We start from the raw sequence: 15557 nt of genomic DNA, 5'->3' as shown, positions 1-15557 counted from the left end.
GAAAGCACGGAGCCGCAGTCCTTGGTGGCTTCGTCGTCAAATCCACCAAGGACTGCGGCAGCGAATGGACGGTGCCTGATTAGTTCATCCCGGCATCACCATCCGCACCATCCGCATGCATCACCGACTCGAAAACCTCAAGGGGTGATCTTGAACGTGTTCGGTGAGTCGTTCTGGTTCGCTACCTGACCCGGCAGGAGATTCTGCACCTTGTTACCGGTGAAGGCCCCGGTGCCGGTGACTCCGGCATTGACCCAGATTCCCTGCTTCGCCGGGTGATCGACCGTGTTGTTCGTAACCGTCGCCTTGACGTTCTTCGGACCGATGACGAGGCCTGCGGTGAGCGATCCGGTGATGAGGTTGTCGCTCAAAGTTACGTTCGAGTAGGCGCTCGGGAACTGCGAGGTGTTGGACGGAGAGCCGATATGCACACCTTGCCGGATACCGTTCCAGCCGCCGCCACCCCGCAGAACGTTTCCGGTGACCGTGGCGGACTCTAGGGGGCGTCCCGAATCGCCGAAGACGCTGAGTTCCATGGCGCTGTCCGATGACACGCTGTTCACCAGATTGTTCCGCACCTCGATGTCCTTGCCACCGGCGACCCGAATGCCGTTGGCCCACCAGGGCGCGACCGCCGTGTTGTTGAGGATCTTCGTACCGACGACCTCACCGTTGGTACCGTCGGCGCCCGCGTCCGAGTACGTCGCGAAGGAGTCGTCCCCGGTGTTCCGGGCGAAGTTGTTCCTGATCGTGATGTTGTGGCCGAGCTTGTCGGGGCTCGGCGCATTGCTGTTGTTGGCGTTGAAACCGTCACCGTAGGAGTCCGCGGTACGGCTGTTCTCGACCAGACCGTTGCTGCCCGACAGCCAGTTGGCGTCGGTGTGCCGCGTCCAGAGCCGGTTGATGTGCCAGCCGCCGGCACCGCTCGCGCTGACTCCGTAGTCCGAACCGCCGTCCCCGGCGAATCCCCGCCAGATGGCATTGGCGTCGATCTGGAAGTCCGACAGATCGGAACCCGAACCCACCATGACCTGCGAACGCCACCCCTTGGGGGTGGGAAGAGGAACCTTGCGGTAAATGGTCGAGTACCACATTCCGGCGCCTTGCACCTTCGCTCCGCCGAAGTCGAGCGGAGTGGGCGCCACACTGTTCGTCAGATACTTGCCCTTGGGAATCCACACCGACTTCCCCTGCTGCTTGGCGGCGTTCACGGTGTTCTGGATGGCGACGGTCGAATCCTTCACGAAATTCGGATCGGCGCCGTAGCTGACGACGGAGAGCGAGTTGGCCGGCTGGGCCAGCGCGGGACCGACATTCTCCAGGTCAACGGAATCGACATCGTAGACGGCGGCCGTATTGGCCGCGTCCTTCTGGAGTTTGATGGTGCTGTTCGGTGCGATGGGAGCGCCTGTGACCCAGACGGGGAACTCGTTGTAGAAGCGGTAGGGCATCCCACCGGCGTTGGGATCGTCCGGATTGGTGGTCGCCATACGGTAGTTCCACGCCTGACGCGAACTCAGCGTGATCGCCTGTCGGAACTTTCCGTCCACATACAGGTTCAACGACGCGTCGATACCGCCACCTTTCGGTGCGTCCGGAATCGAGGCGCGGACCACAAGAGTGTTGGCCGGCTTTCCGGTGGCGTTCGGGATCGTCACCGAATCGGCGTTGTTCTTCAGTTCGACCAGCGCGTACCCCGACGCTTCGATCTCCAGCGACGCGGCGGTCTGCTTCGGCGCTCCGGGGCTGATGGAACGCACCCGGGCGGCACCGCTGAGCTTCCCGGATTCGGCCTCGACCGTCACGAAGGGGGTCGTGGCACCGGCCGCGGCAGCCACATCGGCACCGACCGCGGCGACCGGCTCGGCATGCGCCACCACACTGTCCGGGCCGATGTCATTGCGAGGGAGGACGGACAGGGCGCCGGCTGTGAGCAGTGCGACGCCACAAAGACCGGACAGGATTCTTCGGTGCATGAGTCACCCCTTGATGGGATCAGTGACAGGACGGAACCAGCGACGGAACGGGACCAGCGGGCCGCGGGCCGAGACTTCCGCGAAGCGCTCAAGCCCCCTCCTCCCGGGGCGGCGGTCGTCTGCGGCCGGACGGTCGGCGAACGAACGGCACCTTATAGCAATCGCTTGCTACATACGGATGACAGGCGTTCGACGAACAATCGCAATCATCTAGTAATCGCTTACTGCACGACAACCCCTGAGCGTCGATCATCTGCAGCGCGAGGCCAGGGACGGCTCCCCGACGGAGGCGGCCCGGCCGCAGGACCGTTACGGAGGGCGACCCCGCGCTGCGTACGACGAGCCCCGGCCGCCGCGGCGTGTCCGCGTGTCGGTGGCGTGTCCTGGGGCCCGCTTCGCGGGCCGGCTGGGGCGCGCGTCCACCGGGGCCGGAACGCCGTTGCGCCTCCTCACCGTGGTGAGGAGGCGCAACATCCGGTATCTGGCTCCGTCTTTCTCTCCCCCTCCGCTAGGGCCGTGCCGGGCGGGCGTGGGCGAAGTTCCGTTCGTGCCACAGCAGGCCCCCGGCGGGGCGGGCCTCGGTGTCGATCGCGATGACCCGGCCGATCAGGATCGTGTGGTCGCCGCCGTCCACCACCTCGTGCCGCAGGCACGTGAGGCGTAGCGCCGAGTCGGCCAGGGAAGGTGCGGACCAGCCCTCCGGCAGCGGTCCCTGGGTCAGCTCCACGCCGGAGAAGCGCTGTTCCGTGGGGCCCGCGAACTGTAGTGCCAGGCCCTCGTTCCCCGGCCCCATCAGGTTGACGCAGAACGACGCGGCGCTGGTCAGGGCGTCGTGCGTACGGCAGCCTCGGTCGAGGCAGACCAGGAACAGCGGCGGGTCCATGGAGAGTGAGGAGACCGCGCTCGCGGTCAGACCGCGGGCGACGCCCTGGTCGTCGTAGCAGGTCACGACCGTCACCGGGGCCGCCAGCGTGGCCATCGCCGCGCGGAACTCCGCCGCCGGTACGTCGTCGGCACTGACTGTGGCCGTCGAGCTGAGCAGTGCGGAACTCATCGGGTCACCTCCATCCGTCCGGGTGAGGCGAGCGGGGCGACGGGGACCGGGCTCGGGGGTATCGCCGCCGGCAGCCAGCGGCCCGTGGGTTCGCCGGACACTCCCTCGTGCAGGTCCCAGGCCACCCGGCCCGAGGTGACCACGGTCGTGAACCTGCCGGTGAACGTCCAGCCCTCGTACGCGGACCAGCCGCACAGCGACTCGACGTGGTTCGCCGAGAACTGCCAGCGCCGGGCCGGGTCGAGCAGCGCCAGATCGGCGTCGGCGCCGACCACCAGGCGTCCCTTGCCCGGCAGTTGGAAGAGCCGGGCCGGGCCCTCGCCCATCAGCCGGGCCAGGTGCGCGGCGGCGTCGTCGGGCCGGACGCCGCGCGCGAGCATGCCCGTCCAGACGGCGGTGGCCAGCTCCTGCACCCCGGGCAGCCCTGGCGGGGCGTCGGAGGGGGGCCGGTTCTTCTCCTCGACGGTGTGCGGCGCGTGGTCGCTGCCGAGGGTGGACGCCTCCCCTTCGAGCACGGCCCGCCACAGGCGGTCCTGGTCGCGGGTGCCTCGGATGGCGGGCGACAGCCGGGTGCGCGGGCCGCGGGCCGCGGTGTCGGCGTCCGTGAAGGACAGGTGGTGCCCGGTGACTTCGAAGCTGATGGGCAGCCCCTCGGCTGCGGCGGCCACCAGCAGGTCTGTCTCCTCGGCCGAGGACACGTGCAGCACATGCGTCTTCGTGCCGAATCGGCGTACCAACTGGACCACGTTGGCCACCGCCACGATGCCGCCGGTGCGCGGGCGGTGCGGCTCGTACTCGCCGTACGAGCCCGGCTCGTCGTGTCCCGCGTCGAGCAGGTCGAACACATGCTGGTCCTCGGCGTGCAGCACGAGCCGGATGCCGCCGTGCGCGGCTGCGGCGAAGGCCGCCTCCAACTGGTGCGCCTCGCGGAACACCACGGGTGCGGTGTGGTGCCCGGCCATGAAGATCTTGGCGGAGGTCGCGATGTCCGGGTCGAGGTCGGCGAGGACCTCGGGGTGGTCGGGGTCGGCGCCCATGTGGAAGCGGTAGTCGACCCGCGAGTGCCCGGTGATCAGCGCGGCCTTGTCCTGTACGGACCGCGCGTCCAGCGACGGCGGGCGGGTGTTGGGCATGTCGATCACGCTGGTCACCCCGCCGGCGAGGGCGGCGCGGCTGCCGTGCTCCCAGGTCTCCTTGTACTCCATGCCAGGAGTGCGGAAGTGCACGTGCGAGTCGATCAGACCGGGCAGTACGTAGCGGCCGTGGGCGCTCAGCCGGGGCCCGTCGGGCAGCGGGGCTCCGGCGTCGAGGAGGGCGTCGATGCGGCCGTTGCGGATGACGACGGCGCCGTCGTGCACGCCGGTGGGTGTGATCAGTCGGCCGCCCTCGACAACGAGGTCGGCGTGCTGGGATGTCAGCGGTTCCACGGCAGGCTCACCAGTTCCTTGCAGAGGTCGTTGGTCGGTCCCATCAGAGCCACGGCGCGTGCGTCGCGGCCGTACCGGTTGATCGCGTGCGATTCGACGTACCCCGCCGAGCCGAGCATCCGCTCGATGTCGGCGATGATGTGGTCGGCGGCGGAGGCGGCGAAGAGCTTGGAGTGCAGCGTCGTCATGCCCGGGTCGGCGGAGCTGCGCCGGCCGGCGCGCTCCACAAGCCCGCGCGCGGCCTCGACCTGGGTGCCGAGGTCGACCAGGCGGTGGCGTACGGCCTGGTGGCCGAGGAGCCCGCGCCGCTGGGCGTGCTGGTGTGCGGCGTCGAGCGCCGCCTGCGCGACACCGACGGCGACCGCGCCGAGGGTGGCGCCGCTCTCCCGTACCCCCGCGATGATCGAGGCGGCGATGCCCTGCTCGCCCAGCCGGGCGGTGTCGGGGACCAGGCAGTCCCGTACGGAGACGAAGCCGGTGGCCGAGCCGCGCATGCCGGCCAGCCGCATCGAGGTGTCGGGCAGCAGCCCGGGGTTGTCGCCCCGGACGAGGAAGAACGTCTGGCCCGCCGCGCCGTAGCCGGTGTCCCCGGCCGCCGGGTCGAGTTCGTCGCTCTGGGCGAGCACCAGATAGATGTTGGCGAGTCCGGCGCTGGTGGTGAAGGACTTGGCGCCGTCCAGCAGCCAGCCGCCGTCGGGCGTCCGGCGCGCCGTGGTGGACAGCTTCTTCTTGTCGGCCCCCGCGCCGGTCTCACTCCAGGCCGAGGCGGCGAGCCACTCGCCGGCCGCCAGTTTCGGCAGCAGTTCGCGGCGCTGTTCCGGGGTGCCGTACTCGACGATGCGGCTGCTCACCGCGTAGTGCTGGAAGAGCATGATGGCGGCGGACGCGTTGGCCGCTGCGACCTGTTCGATGTACGCGTTGAGCGATACGGCGTCGCCTCCCGCCCCTCCGTACTCGTACGGTACGGCGAGCCCGAGCAGCCGGCTGTCCCGCATGACGGCGACGGCGTCGCGGTCCGGTTCGCCGCTGCGGTCGGCGGCCTCGGCGCAGGCCGCGAGGCGGTCGCGGACGGCGGGGTCGAGGGTGGCGACGGCCGTCAGGTCGTCGGGCAGCGTGAGATCGAGGTCCTGGCGCGTGCGCGTCAGGCTGTCAGCGGAAGCCATGAGGACTCCTCGGAGAGAGCGGCGGAGGTGGAGACGGCGGCGGAGGTGCTGAGAGCGGCTGAGGTGGAGAGAGCGGCGGAGGTACTGACGGACTGGTGCGGCAGCGGGAGCTTGCCGCGGTAGTCGACCTGCTTCTCGGCCACCGAGACCCAGGCCAGCCGTCGGCCGTCGCCCTCCCCGGTGACGTAGGCGGAGACCCGCATCGGGCCGCCGGCGGTACGCAGTGACAGGAGGCCCTCCTGGTGGCCGGCCTCGGCGGCCAGCGCCCAGGGCACGGTGCCCTCGATGCCGACAGCGGTGGCGAGGCAGGTGGCCCCGGTCATCGCGACGGTCGGGTGCCACGAGGGCACCGAGATGGCCCGTACGGCGAGGACACCGTCGCTCTCCGGCAGCAGCGCGGCGATCTTCGGGAAGGCCCCCGAGGGGTCCCAGCCGTACTCCTCGCACACCGCGAGGCGCAGCCCGAGCATCCGGTCGAAGAGGTCGGGGTCGTCGGTGAACAGTTCCTCGGTGCCGGTCACGCCCAACTCGGCGCCGGACACGAAGATGTACGAGTTGCCCATGGTGACCAGCGACACCGGCACGGTCCCGCCCTCGAACGGGATGAGGGAGACGGGTTCGCCGGTGGTCAGCAGCTCGGCGATCGGGCGGGGCGGGGAGCACAGGAAGTGCGCGGTGAAGCGGGTGCCGCCGTCGGAGGTCTCCTCGGTCTCGCAGACCACGTTGTCGCCGTTGTTGAGTACGTTGACCCGGACCCGGCAGCCGGGGATGAGCGGCTGGATCATGCCGGTCCTCGCGGCCACCTCCACCGCGGCCAGGATCGAGTGGCCGCAGGAACCGCGCAGGTCGAAGCTGTCGAAGTCGCGCGGCAGGGACTGCACGAAGCGGTAGTCGAGGTCGAAGAGCGGATGTTTGGAAGGCCAGATGATGGCGTTCTTGAGGATGTCGCCGGCGCCGTGCTCGCTCATGTCGGAGCGCAGTCCGGCCAGTGCGTCGAGGAGCTCGGGATCCGCTTCGGGCAGCGTGCGGCCGTCGAGTACGACGGTGGGGCACGGGGCTCCGTGCGACCTGGCGAAGGTGGCGATCATACGGCGGCCTCCAGAAGGACGGGTGTCGACTGCGATGCGAGCCCGCGTACGGACGTCGGGGTGAAGAACTGCCGGCGCCACATCTGATGGGACATCAGGGACCACAGGGCGAGGGAGCCGCTGTCGCTCGGCCGCTCGGCCTGCTCGGCGAAGAGGGATTCCACGGTGTCGGGCCTGATCCGGCCGTCGGCCCGCAGCGTGGCGGGCGAGAGGACGTCGCGGGCCATGCTCCACAGCCGCTGCCCGGGGGTGAGCATGGCGGTGATGGGCAGGGTGAAGGGCTGCTTGGGGCGGTTGAGGACGCTGCTGGGGACGAGCCCCTCGGCGGCCCGGTAGAGCGCGCGCTTGACACCGCCGCCCGGCATGATGCGGTGCCAGTCGGGCAGGGTCGCGGCGTACCGCACGACGGCGGGCTGGCAGAAGGGGAGCCTGGCCTCCACCGAGCTGGCCATCGACAGGTGGTCGACGCGCCGCAGGTGGTACGAGGGCAGCCGGTACTGCTGCTCGATGGCGCAGATGCGCTGGAGCCGGGTGCCCTCGCCGTGCGCGAGGGTCTCGGTGAGCCCGGAGGGCAGCCCGGGGCCGTGCGCGCGGACGCCGGCGGCGTAGTCGCTGGTGTAGAGCCGCTCGCGCAGGGAGCGGGGCACGGCGGCGAGGTGGTCGAGGTACGTCTGGGCCCAGTCGGAGCACTCGTTGGCTTCCACGGCCGCCTGCATCCGCGAGTACCCGCCGAAGAGTTCGTCGGCGGCGTCGCCGGTGAGCGCGACCTTGAACCCGGCGTCGCGCACGGCGCGGAACAGGGAGAAGGTGCTGAGCGTGATGGGGTCGGCGTTGGGCTGTCCCAGGTGCCAGACGACGTCCGAGAGCAGCTCGGGGAAGGTCGCGGGGTCGACCTCGACCTGGTGGTGCGTGGTCCCGACTGCTGCGGCGACCTCGGCCGCGAACGCCCGTTCGTCACCTGGCCAGTTGCCGGTGTAGGCGATGTTGAAGGTGTGCAGTGCGCTCGGTCCGGACATGGCGCTCACGGCGCGGGCGGCGAGCGCGGTGACCAGGCTGGAGTCGAGTCCGCCCGAGGTGATGGCGGCGACCGGGGCGTCCGCGATCAGCAGCCGGGAGACCTCGTGGGCGAGCAGTGAGCCCAGGTCGCTGCCCGCGTCGCGCAGGGTGCGCGACACATCGAGGCCGGGACCGCCGGTGTAGCCCATCGGGCGGGTGGTGATCCGCAGCGGCTCGTGGCGGCCGACGACCGCAGTGGCGGCCGGGGGCAGCACGTTGATGCCGCGGAACATGGTGCGGTCGCCGAACGGCGTCTTGGAGGTGAGGTAGCTGTCGAGCCCGAACTCGTCCTCGTCCGCGGTCACTTCGCTGAAGCCCAGCAGCGCGGGGATCTCGGAGGCGAAGTGGAGACGGCCGCTGGGCGCGTCCCAACTGTAGTAGAGCGGCTTCATGCCGGAGTCGTCCGTGGCCAGCACCAGGCGGGGGCTCGTCCGCAGGTCGAGCACGGCGACCGAGTACATGCCGTCCAACTGCTCGGTGAACCGGTCGCCGTACGTGAGGTACAGGGCCGGCAGGATCGAGCCGTCGCAGCGGTCGGCGAAGTGGAAGCCGCGCCGGGCGAGCCTGGCGCGCAGCTCCTCGTGGTTGTAGATCTCACCGTTGAAGACGACGGTGATCCGGCCGTGGTGGTAGGGCTGCGCCCCGCCCTCGGGGTCCATGATCGAGAGGCGGTTGTTGCCCAGTGCCCAGCCGGGCTCGCGGGTGAAGGACTGGGCGTCCGGGCCGCCGTGGTGCAGCAGCGTGGCGACGGAGTTCAGTTCCTCGTCGCTGGAGTGGGTGTTGAAGGATCCGTATATGCGGCACATGGCGGTTACCTGACCTCGGAGGAGACGCCCGCGGCGGCGTAGAGCGCCGGGTCGTAGGGGGTGGGTCCGCCGCACGTGACGAAGCGCCGTGCGTCGGGGCCGGTGTACGGGTTGCGCGCGCCGTGCAGGACGCCGGCGGACGCGTACAGCACGTCGCCCGCTTCGACGTCGACCCAGTGGTCGCCGAGGTACATCTGACCGATTCCCTCGAAGGCGATGAACGCCTCGTCGCTGTCCGGGTGCAGGTGGACGTTGAAGGTCTGGCCCGGCTGCTGGATGCCGCAGTGCAGGCAGAGCTGGCAGCTACCGGTCCCCGGCCAGAAGACGAAGTTCATCGCCGCCAACTCCGTCTCGCCGTCGCCCTTCCCGGCTCCGGCGAAGCCCTGCAGCCGGGTGGTCTCGTTCCACAGGGAGGAGAACAGCGCGGGGTCGGAGCCCAGGACGCGTCCCTCGGCCAGCGGTGCCCGCCACACGTATGCGGTCAGGCCCTCGTTGTCGGCGCTCAGGGTGAGCACACGGCCGGTGGGTGCGTAGACGCCGTCGGCGCGGCCGACCGCGCGGGTCTCGGTGCCGACGCGGGCGGTGCCCGAACCGTCGAAGACGACGACGGTGTTCTCCTCGGCGACGCTCGCCTCGGGGGTGAAGGACTCGCCCGCGGCGATCCGTACGACGTGCAGGGTGACGTGGGTGGCGCCGGCGGCAGGACTGACCGGGGTGGCGAGGGTGGTGAGGGCGTCGGGCCGGTCGAGCACCGGCTCGAAGACGAACTCGGACCGGTGGATGATCCGGGCGGTGCCCAGGAAGGTGGAGGTCTGCATGATGATGGCTACTCCCTGTGTGGCCGGGGGCGTCTCTGCTTTGGCTTCTACAGACTCCGTCGGGGCGTTCCCGGTCGACTCCCGCGCCGGTACTGCGCGTTCGTGGGTCAGGGGAGGCAGACGGGAACGCGTGCGGACCGGGTGCCGTCGGTACGGGACCCGTCGGGTACGGGCGCGGTACGGGGGGCGACGGGCGCGGGCAGGACCCGGGCGCGTGACCCGTACATACGGGCGTACGCACGACACGGGCCGGGGCCGGCGCGGAACACCCGTGTGCGGGTGTCGGCGCCGGCCCCGGCCCGTGTGTGGGGGGTGGCGGTGGGTGGAGAAATGGGGACGCGCGGGGAGGCGGGGGCGGCGGGGAGCTGAGGCCCCCGCGGTTACGGGCAGGCCTTCTGCGGTACGCCGGCTGACGCCACCGGCGCCGCGGCCGGTGCGGCAGCCGGGGCCTTTGAGGTCCGTCCGACGAGGGTCGAGATACGGCCCTCCGCCAGGGCTAGCGCGGCGATGACGACGGCGCCGCCCACCGGCACGTTCCAGCTCACCGGCTCGGCCAGCGCCACCGCGCCGACGATCACGGAGAAGATCGGGACCAGGTAGTTCACGCCGGAGGCCGTGGTCGGACCGACGTCCGCGATCAGCCGGTTCATCAGGGCGAAGGCGATACCGGTCGAGGCCGCGCCGAGCACCAGCAGGGCGAGCAGCGGCTTGACGGTGACGTCCCCGGTCGGGTTCCAGCCGGTCGTGAAGGACGTGATCAGCGCGGTGATCACGGTCGCCGAGGTCAACTGCCCCGCGGTCACGGCGAGCGAGGGGATCTTGTACGGGGCGATGAACCGGCGCACGTACACGAAACCCACCGCGTAGCTTGCGGCGGCGCCCACGCAGGCCAGTTGGCCGCCGAGCGAGCCGAAGCCCGAGGAGCGCCAGGGTCCGACGACGACGATCAGGCCGATGAAGCCCGCGATCAGGCCGATGACCTTGCGCCTCGTCGGCTTCTCGCTGGCGATGGCGAAGGTGGCGAGCCCCATGGTGACGAGCGGGGTCGCGCCCTGGATCACGCCGGCGGTGCTCGCTGTGGTGTGCTGCTCACCGATGGCGAACAGCGTGAACGGGATCACGTTGCCGAACACCGACGCCACCACGATGTGTCCCCACATGCTCCGCTTCGGCAGCGCGATGCGCTTGGCGGCGATGATGGCGAGGACGACGAGGGCGCCCACGAGCAGGCGGCCGAAGACCAGTTGAAGAGGTGCGAAGGAGTCCAACGACACCTTGATGAAGGCGAAGCTGCATCCCCACAGTGCGGCCAGCAGGCCGAATCGTCCCCAGCTTGCAGTATTCATGGTCCTACACTCCCGATGATGTGTGGTGGTGGTGGATTTCTGATTCGTCGATCTCGAACTGGTCGTACTTCTCCATGAGCGCGACCATTTCTTCCCTGGTGGGCCTGTTGCCGTTCGCCACCAGCCGGGCGAGCCCTTCGAAGTACTCCTCCCTGTTCTCGGCAGGGGTGAAGATGATGAGCATCTCCGCCGTCTTGTCACTGTCGTTGCGGAATCCGTGCACGGCGTTCTCAGGAACGTGCAGGAAATCCCCGGCCGTCGCGGTGCGCCAGCCTTTTCCGTCGTGCAGTGTCACTTCGCCGGAAATGATGTAGAAGGATTCGGAGATACGTGTGTGGTAATGCGGGGCGGCGCCGGTCGCACCGGGCAGCATGGAATGGTGGAAGAGTCCGAGCCGGCCGTCGGTGGTGTCGGCGAGTGTGATGAACCGGGTGGTGGTGGTCTCGCCTATCTGGACCTTGACGGCGTCACCGAACGCGCGGAAAGCGGCCAGGCTCATGACGGATCACCTGTCTTGTGGCGTCGCACGCTGTCACGCCCCCCACATGCTGAGGTAGCGCTCGCCGGTGTCGGGCAGCACGGTGACGACGGTGCTGCCCGCGTGGTCCGGCCTGGCCGCCACCGCCGCGCTCGCGAAGGCGGCGGCGCCGGAGGAGACCCCGACGAACAGCCCCTGGCTGCGCGCCAGATGGCGGGCCATCTCCAGGGCGTCCTCGTCGGAGACGGTGAACACCTCGTCGATGAGCGAGACATCGGTGGTGATCGCGACGAACCCGCCGTTGAGACCGGGGATACGGTGCTGTCCCGCCACGCCTCGCGAGAGCACCGGGGACTTCTCCGGCTCGACCGCGATCACCCGCACCGAAGGGTCCATCTCCTTCAGGTACTTGGCGATCCCGGTGAGCGTGCCGCCCGTACCGACCGTGCACACCAGTGTGTCGACGCGGCGGCCCGTGGCGTGCACCGCGGCGTGGATCTCGGGTCCGGTGGTCTCGTAATGGGCCCGTACGTTGTCCTGGTTCTCGTGCTGGCAGGGGAACCAGGAGCCGGGCGTGGCCGCGTGGATCTCCTGCGCCTTCTCGATCGCGCCCGGGTAGCCCCGCTCGCTCGGGGTCTGGACCACCTCGGCGCCGAACGCCTTGAGCAGCCGCACCCGTTCGGGGGTCGCGTTGTCCGGCAGCACGATCACACAGTGGTAGCCGCGGGAGGCGGCGAAGGCGGCGAGGGAGATGCCGGTGTTGCCGGAGGTGGCCTCGACCACCGTGCCGGTGCCGGGCACCAACTGCCCGCGCTGCTCGGCGGCCCGCATCATCTCCAGGGCCGCCCGGTCCTTGCTGCTGGACATCGGGTTCGCCGACTCCAGCTTGGCCAGCACCTGCGCGCCGGCGGCCTGGCCGTCAAGTCGTAGCCGTATCAAAGGAGTCGAGCCGACCAGGTCCTCGATGCTGTCGGCGACGACCAGTGCGGTGGGGGTGGTGGGGGCGTAGGTGCGTTCGTGTTCGACGGTCTGCATGAGTCTCGTCCTCCGGGTCGGGGCAGCGGCGCGGGCAGGGGGCGGGGCAGCGGTGGGAGCGGGGTGGCGGGTGGCGGCCGGGGTCACCAGGAGCCGGCCGAGGCGATCGTCGCGAAGACGTCCTCCATCAGTTCGGGGCGGCGCCCGACATGCTTGACCACGGCGGTGGGCGCGAGCACCCGGGCGCCCGCGGGCACGTCCTTGTTCACCAGCGCCTGCGCGCCGATGACCGCGTGGTCTCCGACGGTCACCGGGCCGAGGACCGTCGCGTTGGTGCCGAGGATGACGCCCTTGCCCACCACCGGGTGGCGGCGTGCGCCCTCGGGCCGTTCGTTGTCGCTCCACCAGCCCACGGCGCCCAGCGTCACCTGGTGGTAGATCGTCACGTCGTCGCCGACGGTGCAGGTCTCGCCGATGACGACGGCGGCGCCGTGGTCGATGAACACCCGGCGGCCGAGCACGGCGCCCGGGTGGATTTCCGTGGACGTCACCCGGCGGGCCCACCGCGACAGCACCTTCGCCGTGATGCGCAGCCCGCGGCGGTGCAGCCGGTGGGCGACGCGGTGGGTCCACAGCGCGGTGAGCGCGGGGTGCAGGGCGGCTTCCAACACGCCCCGTACAGAGGGGTCGCGCTCCACCACCACGTGCAGGTCCTCGCGCATCATCCGCAGGATGCCGAGGGGTCCGGACTCCGGACGCGGAGTGAGTACGCGGGCCGCGGCGTCCTGCGTGGGCGGCTGCCCGTGCGGCGTCTGCCGCGGCTGCGGGGCGTGCTGCCTGTCGGGTGCGGGCTGCGGCTCCGTCGTCGTCGTGATTCTCATCGGACGCTCCTGGGGACTTCGTCGACCGAGTGTTGGGGTTCGGTTACTGGGAGAAAGCGTGCCCGCGCCGGTTCCCGATTGCTTCCCGGCTGGTTCCTCCGGTCCCGTACGCATCGGGGGGCACGGAACGGGAACTCGGCGGGAGGGATACGGGAACGGCACCGCCCAGGCTCGGCTGGATCGGCGGGACCGTCGCGCGCGACTGAAATGTCGTGACGTGGGGCCCGCTCCCGTATACGTAGGGAAGGAGACCGTCATGCCTGTTGTCACCGTGGACTGGTGGAAAGGGAACGGTCGTAGTCAACGCGCCGAGCTCGTCGCGGAATTGACCTCGTCCGTCGCTCGGATTGCCGGTTGCCCGCAGGAGGCCGTCACGGTCATCGTGAGAGATGTGGATCCCGGGTACTGGGGTAAAGGCGGCGTCATGGCCGACACGCTTGTCTCGGGAAGTTCTCCGGAGGACACCGAGCACCCGGAAACCGTGGAGAACGCGGACGGTCCGGGGGACGCCTTCGCGGCAGCGGTGGCGGGCGCGGCGAGCACGGCGGCCTCCGGGGCGACGCCATGACGCCACCGGACGGCTGTAGCGGGCCGGCGCCCGACGGGCCCGACCAGAGGCGTCTGCTGCTGGTCGCGCCGTCGCCCCGGCTCGTACAGGAGGCCGTGTCGGCCGGCTACGCCGTCTGGACGGTGAGCGATTCGAGGGAGGCCGGTGCGGAGCCGACCGGTTGGGGCACACCCGCGGGCCCGAGCGGGCCCGCGGGTGTGTCCGCGGGTGCGGATCCGGGCGCGGAAGGGCTCACGGGTCAGGTCGGGCCGCCGGGTCCGTCCCCGGGTCCGGCCCCCGTGCCGCTCCGGGCCGACTTCGGCGACGCGCGGGCGCTGTGCGACCTGATCGCCGAGACGGCGCGTGACCACCACATCGGGTGGCTGCTGGCCTTCGGCGAGGTGAGCACCCTGCCCGCGCTGCTGGAGACGGCGGAGCGACTGGAGCTGTCCCCCAACCCGGCCGAGTCCGTCCGCCTGCTCGGCGACCCGTCCGCGATGCGCGGCCTGCTCAACGGGAGCGAGCACTCGTACGTCACATCCGTCTGTGCGCAGTCGTTCGACGAACTGCCCACGGCTGTCGAGCGGGTGGGCATGCCCGCGATGGTCAGGCCGCTCGGGGCGGGGGCCGCGGGGCCGCGGGCCGTTCTCGTACGGGAACGCCCGGACATCGACACTGGACGCGTGCGGGAGCGACTGTCGGACCATCCCGGGCCCTACCTCGTCGAGACGTTCCTGGACGGTCCCGAGTACGGGGTGGAGACCCTGACGGTGGACGGCATGCACCGGGTGCTCGGCATCACCGCGCTGCACCGCGCGGGACCGGCCGGGCACGACCACCTCTTCCCGGCGCCGCTGGCGGCGGGGGACGAGGCGGAGATTCGCGCGGCGACCACCGGGCTGCTCGGCCTCGCCGGGTACGAGTTCGGGTTCGCGTACACCGTGGCCGTCCTGACGGCCGACGGGCCCCGCATCGTCCGCTCGCAGGCACGGCAGGCGGACGAACCGATCGGCCGGCTGATCGAACTGGCCACCGGCTTCGCCCCGGAGGCCGAACTCCTCCGCGCGCTGACCGGGGCGCCGGTGGAGCCGCCGGTGGCGCACCGGTACGCGTCAGCGGTGCCCTTCCGGCTGTCGCCCGGGGAGGAGCTGCCCGCGTGCAGGCTGAAGGAGATCACCGGCCTGCCCGGAGTGCGGGACGTACGGCTGCCGCACCCGCGCGGGAACGATCCCGTCCCGGACGCCGGTGCGGACGGGGACGGTCAGGGGCATGTGGTGCTCACCGCGGGCTCTCCCGCCGAGGCGTCGCTCCGTGTCGCCTCGACGCTGCGGCTGCTCGGCGCCGAGAAGGGCTGAGGGCGGGCTCAGGGACAGGCTGACGGCGGGCCGGCGTCAGGAACGTCCCACGCGGTACGCGCACATGCGGGTGGAATGTGCCGGACCGTGGCCAGGCGCTGCCCGACGGGACAACTCCCCCGCACTGCACCGCCGTTACCCCCTCTGACCTGCGCCTATGGGCGGCACCTCACTGCTTCCCGCCCCGTTCCCCCCGGAGTGGTAGCAGGGGGTAGCGAAAGCGGAACTCAACGGGAGCGGGTTCCGAGAACTTGATGCCTGTCAGCAACGAAAACCCCACACACAAGGCAGGCATCAATGAGCAGCATCGTGGTTCGCACGGCAGAGATCCTCGCGGCGGCCGTCCTCACCCTCGGGATCGGAACCGCCGTCTCGACCGGGCTTGTCGCCGCGGTCGCCGCACCGGTCTCCGCCACGAGTCACATGGTGCTCGCCTCGGACGAAGGCCCGAACGGGACGCCGGTCACCCCCCAGTCCGACGAAGGTCCCAACCTCTGATCGGGCCCTCGCCGACGCACGGATGCCCCGCACCTTCCCGGTGCGGGGCATCCGTGCGTCGGTCACCCGGTCGTACGCGCCGTTCGCCG

General features: G+C 70.6%; 14 protein-coding genes. 3 read left to right on the top strand and 11 right to left on the bottom strand.

What is annotated here, in order from left to right; translation table 11 throughout:
- Positions 1-137: 137 nt before the first annotated feature.
- The 11 genes from QR77_RS26835 to epsC form a co-directional block, all read right to left on the bottom strand.
- Positions 138-1976 (bottom strand): glycosyl hydrolase family 28-related protein, encoded by a 1839-nt coding sequence (locus tag QR77_RS26835; RefSeq protein ID WP_040024625.1) that lies wholly within the window; start codon positions 1974-1976, stop codon positions 138-140.
- A 508-nt stretch (positions 1977-2484) separates the two neighbouring features.
- The gene (locus tag QR77_RS26830; protein WP_063798085.1) at positions 2485-3030 is read right to left on the bottom strand and encodes a flavin reductase family protein; all 546 of its coding nucleotides are present in this window, start codon (positions 3028-3030) and stop codon (positions 2485-2487) included.
- The gene (locus QR77_RS26825) at positions 3027-4457 is read right to left on the bottom strand and encodes a dihydroorotase family protein (RefSeq protein ID WP_040024624.1); all 1431 of its coding nucleotides are present in this window, start codon (positions 4455-4457) and stop codon (positions 3027-3029) included. Before QR77_RS26825 ends, QR77_RS26830 begins: the two co-directional genes overlap by 4 nt.
- Positions 4445-5620: an acyl-CoA dehydrogenase family protein gene (locus QR77_RS26820; RefSeq protein WP_078877188.1), complete on the bottom strand. Its 1176-nt coding sequence runs from the start codon at positions 5618-5620 to the stop codon at positions 4445-4447. The genes QR77_RS26825 and QR77_RS26820 overlap by 13 nt, the downstream gene beginning before the upstream one ends.
- Positions 5599-6708, bottom strand: coding sequence for a PrpF domain-containing protein (locus tag QR77_RS26815; protein WP_040024623.1), 1110 nt, complete (start codon positions 6706-6708; stop codon positions 5599-5601). Before QR77_RS26815 ends, QR77_RS26820 begins: the two co-directional genes overlap by 22 nt.
- On the bottom strand, positions 6705-8570 hold the full coding sequence (asnB, locus tag QR77_RS26810; protein ID WP_040024622.1) for an asparagine synthase (glutamine-hydrolyzing): 1866 nt from the start codon (positions 8568-8570) through the stop codon (positions 6705-6707). The genes QR77_RS26815 and asnB overlap by 4 nt, the downstream gene beginning before the upstream one ends.
- Before the next feature lie 5 nt (positions 8571-8575).
- The gene (locus tag QR77_RS26805) at positions 8576-9388 is read right to left on the bottom strand and encodes a cupin domain-containing protein (RefSeq protein ID WP_040024621.1); all 813 of its coding nucleotides are present in this window, start codon (positions 9386-9388) and stop codon (positions 8576-8578) included.
- A 380-nt stretch (positions 9389-9768) separates the two neighbouring features.
- Positions 9769-10734, bottom strand: a complete 966-nt coding sequence (locus QR77_RS26800) for a DMT family transporter (RefSeq protein ID WP_040024620.1) — start codon at positions 10732-10734, stop codon at positions 9769-9771.
- A 4-nt stretch (positions 10735-10738) separates the two neighbouring features.
- Positions 10739-11233 (bottom strand): cupin domain-containing protein, encoded by a 495-nt coding sequence (locus QR77_RS26795; protein WP_040024619.1) that lies wholly within the window; start codon positions 11231-11233, stop codon positions 10739-10741.
- Positions 11234-11266: 33 nt separating this feature from the next.
- Positions 11267-12247, bottom strand: a complete 981-nt coding sequence (locus QR77_RS26790; RefSeq protein ID WP_052489090.1) for a cysteine synthase family protein — start codon at positions 12245-12247, stop codon at positions 11267-11269.
- A gap of 83 nt (positions 12248-12330) precedes the next feature.
- Positions 12331-12912: a serine O-acetyltransferase EpsC gene (gene epsC / locus QR77_RS26785; protein WP_173476460.1), complete on the bottom strand. Its 582-nt coding sequence runs from the start codon at positions 12910-12912 to the stop codon at positions 12331-12333.
- A gap of 412 nt (positions 12913-13324) precedes the next feature.
- Between epsC and QR77_RS44045 the strand changes: the two genes are divergently transcribed.
- The 3 genes from QR77_RS44045 to QR77_RS26770 all read left to right on the top strand — a co-directional run bounded on the left by QR77_RS44045 (position 13325) and on the right by QR77_RS26770 (position 15468).
- A complete protein-coding gene (locus QR77_RS44045) occupies positions 13325-13636 on the top strand; it encodes a 4-oxalocrotonate tautomerase family protein (protein WP_040024618.1) in 312 nt (103 codons plus the stop codon).
- A 278-nt stretch (positions 13637-13914) separates the two neighbouring features.
- A complete protein-coding gene (locus QR77_RS26775) occupies positions 13915-14970 on the top strand; it encodes a hypothetical protein (RefSeq protein WP_160310955.1) in 1056 nt (351 codons plus the stop codon).
- Positions 14971-15279: 309 nt separating this feature from the next.
- Complete coding sequence (locus tag QR77_RS26770) at positions 15280-15468, top strand: hypothetical protein (RefSeq protein WP_150130449.1); 189 nt, start codon at positions 15280-15282, stop codon at positions 15466-15468.
- The last annotated feature ends 89 nt before the right edge of the window (positions 15469-15557 follow it).

It is taken from the genome of Streptomyces sp. 150FB (assembly GCF_000818195.1).
In the GTDB taxonomy this organism is placed as follows: Bacteria; Actinomycetota; Actinomycetes; order Streptomycetales; family Streptomycetaceae; genus Streptomyces.
This window is presented reverse-complemented; position numbering and strand designations above follow the sequence as displayed.

Bases quoted from the DNA above. Each gene is read 5' to 3' on its own strand.
- QR77_RS26835 (WP_040024625.1), bottom strand. From the start codon at position 1,976: ATGCACCGAAGAATCCTGTCCGGTCTTTGTGGCGTCGCACTGCTCACA.
- QR77_RS26830 (WP_063798085.1), bottom strand. From the start codon at position 3,030: ATGAGTTCCGCACTGCTCAGCTCGACGGCCACAGTCAGTGCCGACGAC.
- QR77_RS26820 (WP_078877188.1), bottom strand. From the start codon at position 5,620: ATGGCTTCCGCTGACAGCCTGACGCGCACGCGCCAGGACCTCGATCTC.
- QR77_RS26815 (WP_040024623.1), bottom strand. From the start codon at position 6,708: ATGATCGCCACCTTCGCCAGGTCGCACGGAGCCCCGTGCCCCACCGTC.
- asnB (WP_040024622.1), bottom strand. From the start codon at position 8,570: ATGTGCCGCATATACGGATCCTTCAACACCCACTCCAGCGACGAGGAA.
- QR77_RS26805 (WP_040024621.1), bottom strand. From the start codon at position 9,388: ATGCAGACCTCCACCTTCCTGGGCACCGCCCGGATCATCCACCGGTCC.
- QR77_RS26800 (WP_040024620.1), bottom strand. From the start codon at position 10,734: ATGAATACTGCAAGCTGGGGACGATTCGGCCTGCTGGCCGCACTGTGG.
- QR77_RS26795 (WP_040024619.1), bottom strand. From the start codon at position 11,233: ATGAGCCTGGCCGCTTTCCGCGCGTTCGGTGACGCCGTCAAGGTCCAG.
- QR77_RS26790 (WP_052489090.1), bottom strand. From the start codon at position 12,247: ATGCAGACCGTCGAACACGAACGCACCTACGCCCCCACCACCCCCACC.
- epsC (WP_173476460.1), bottom strand. From the start codon at position 12,912: ATGATGCGCGAGGACCTGCACGTGGTGGTGGAGCGCGACCCCTCTGTA.
- QR77_RS44045 (WP_040024618.1), top strand. From the start codon at position 13,325: ATGCCTGTTGTCACCGTGGACTGGTGGAAAGGGAACGGTCGTAGTCAA.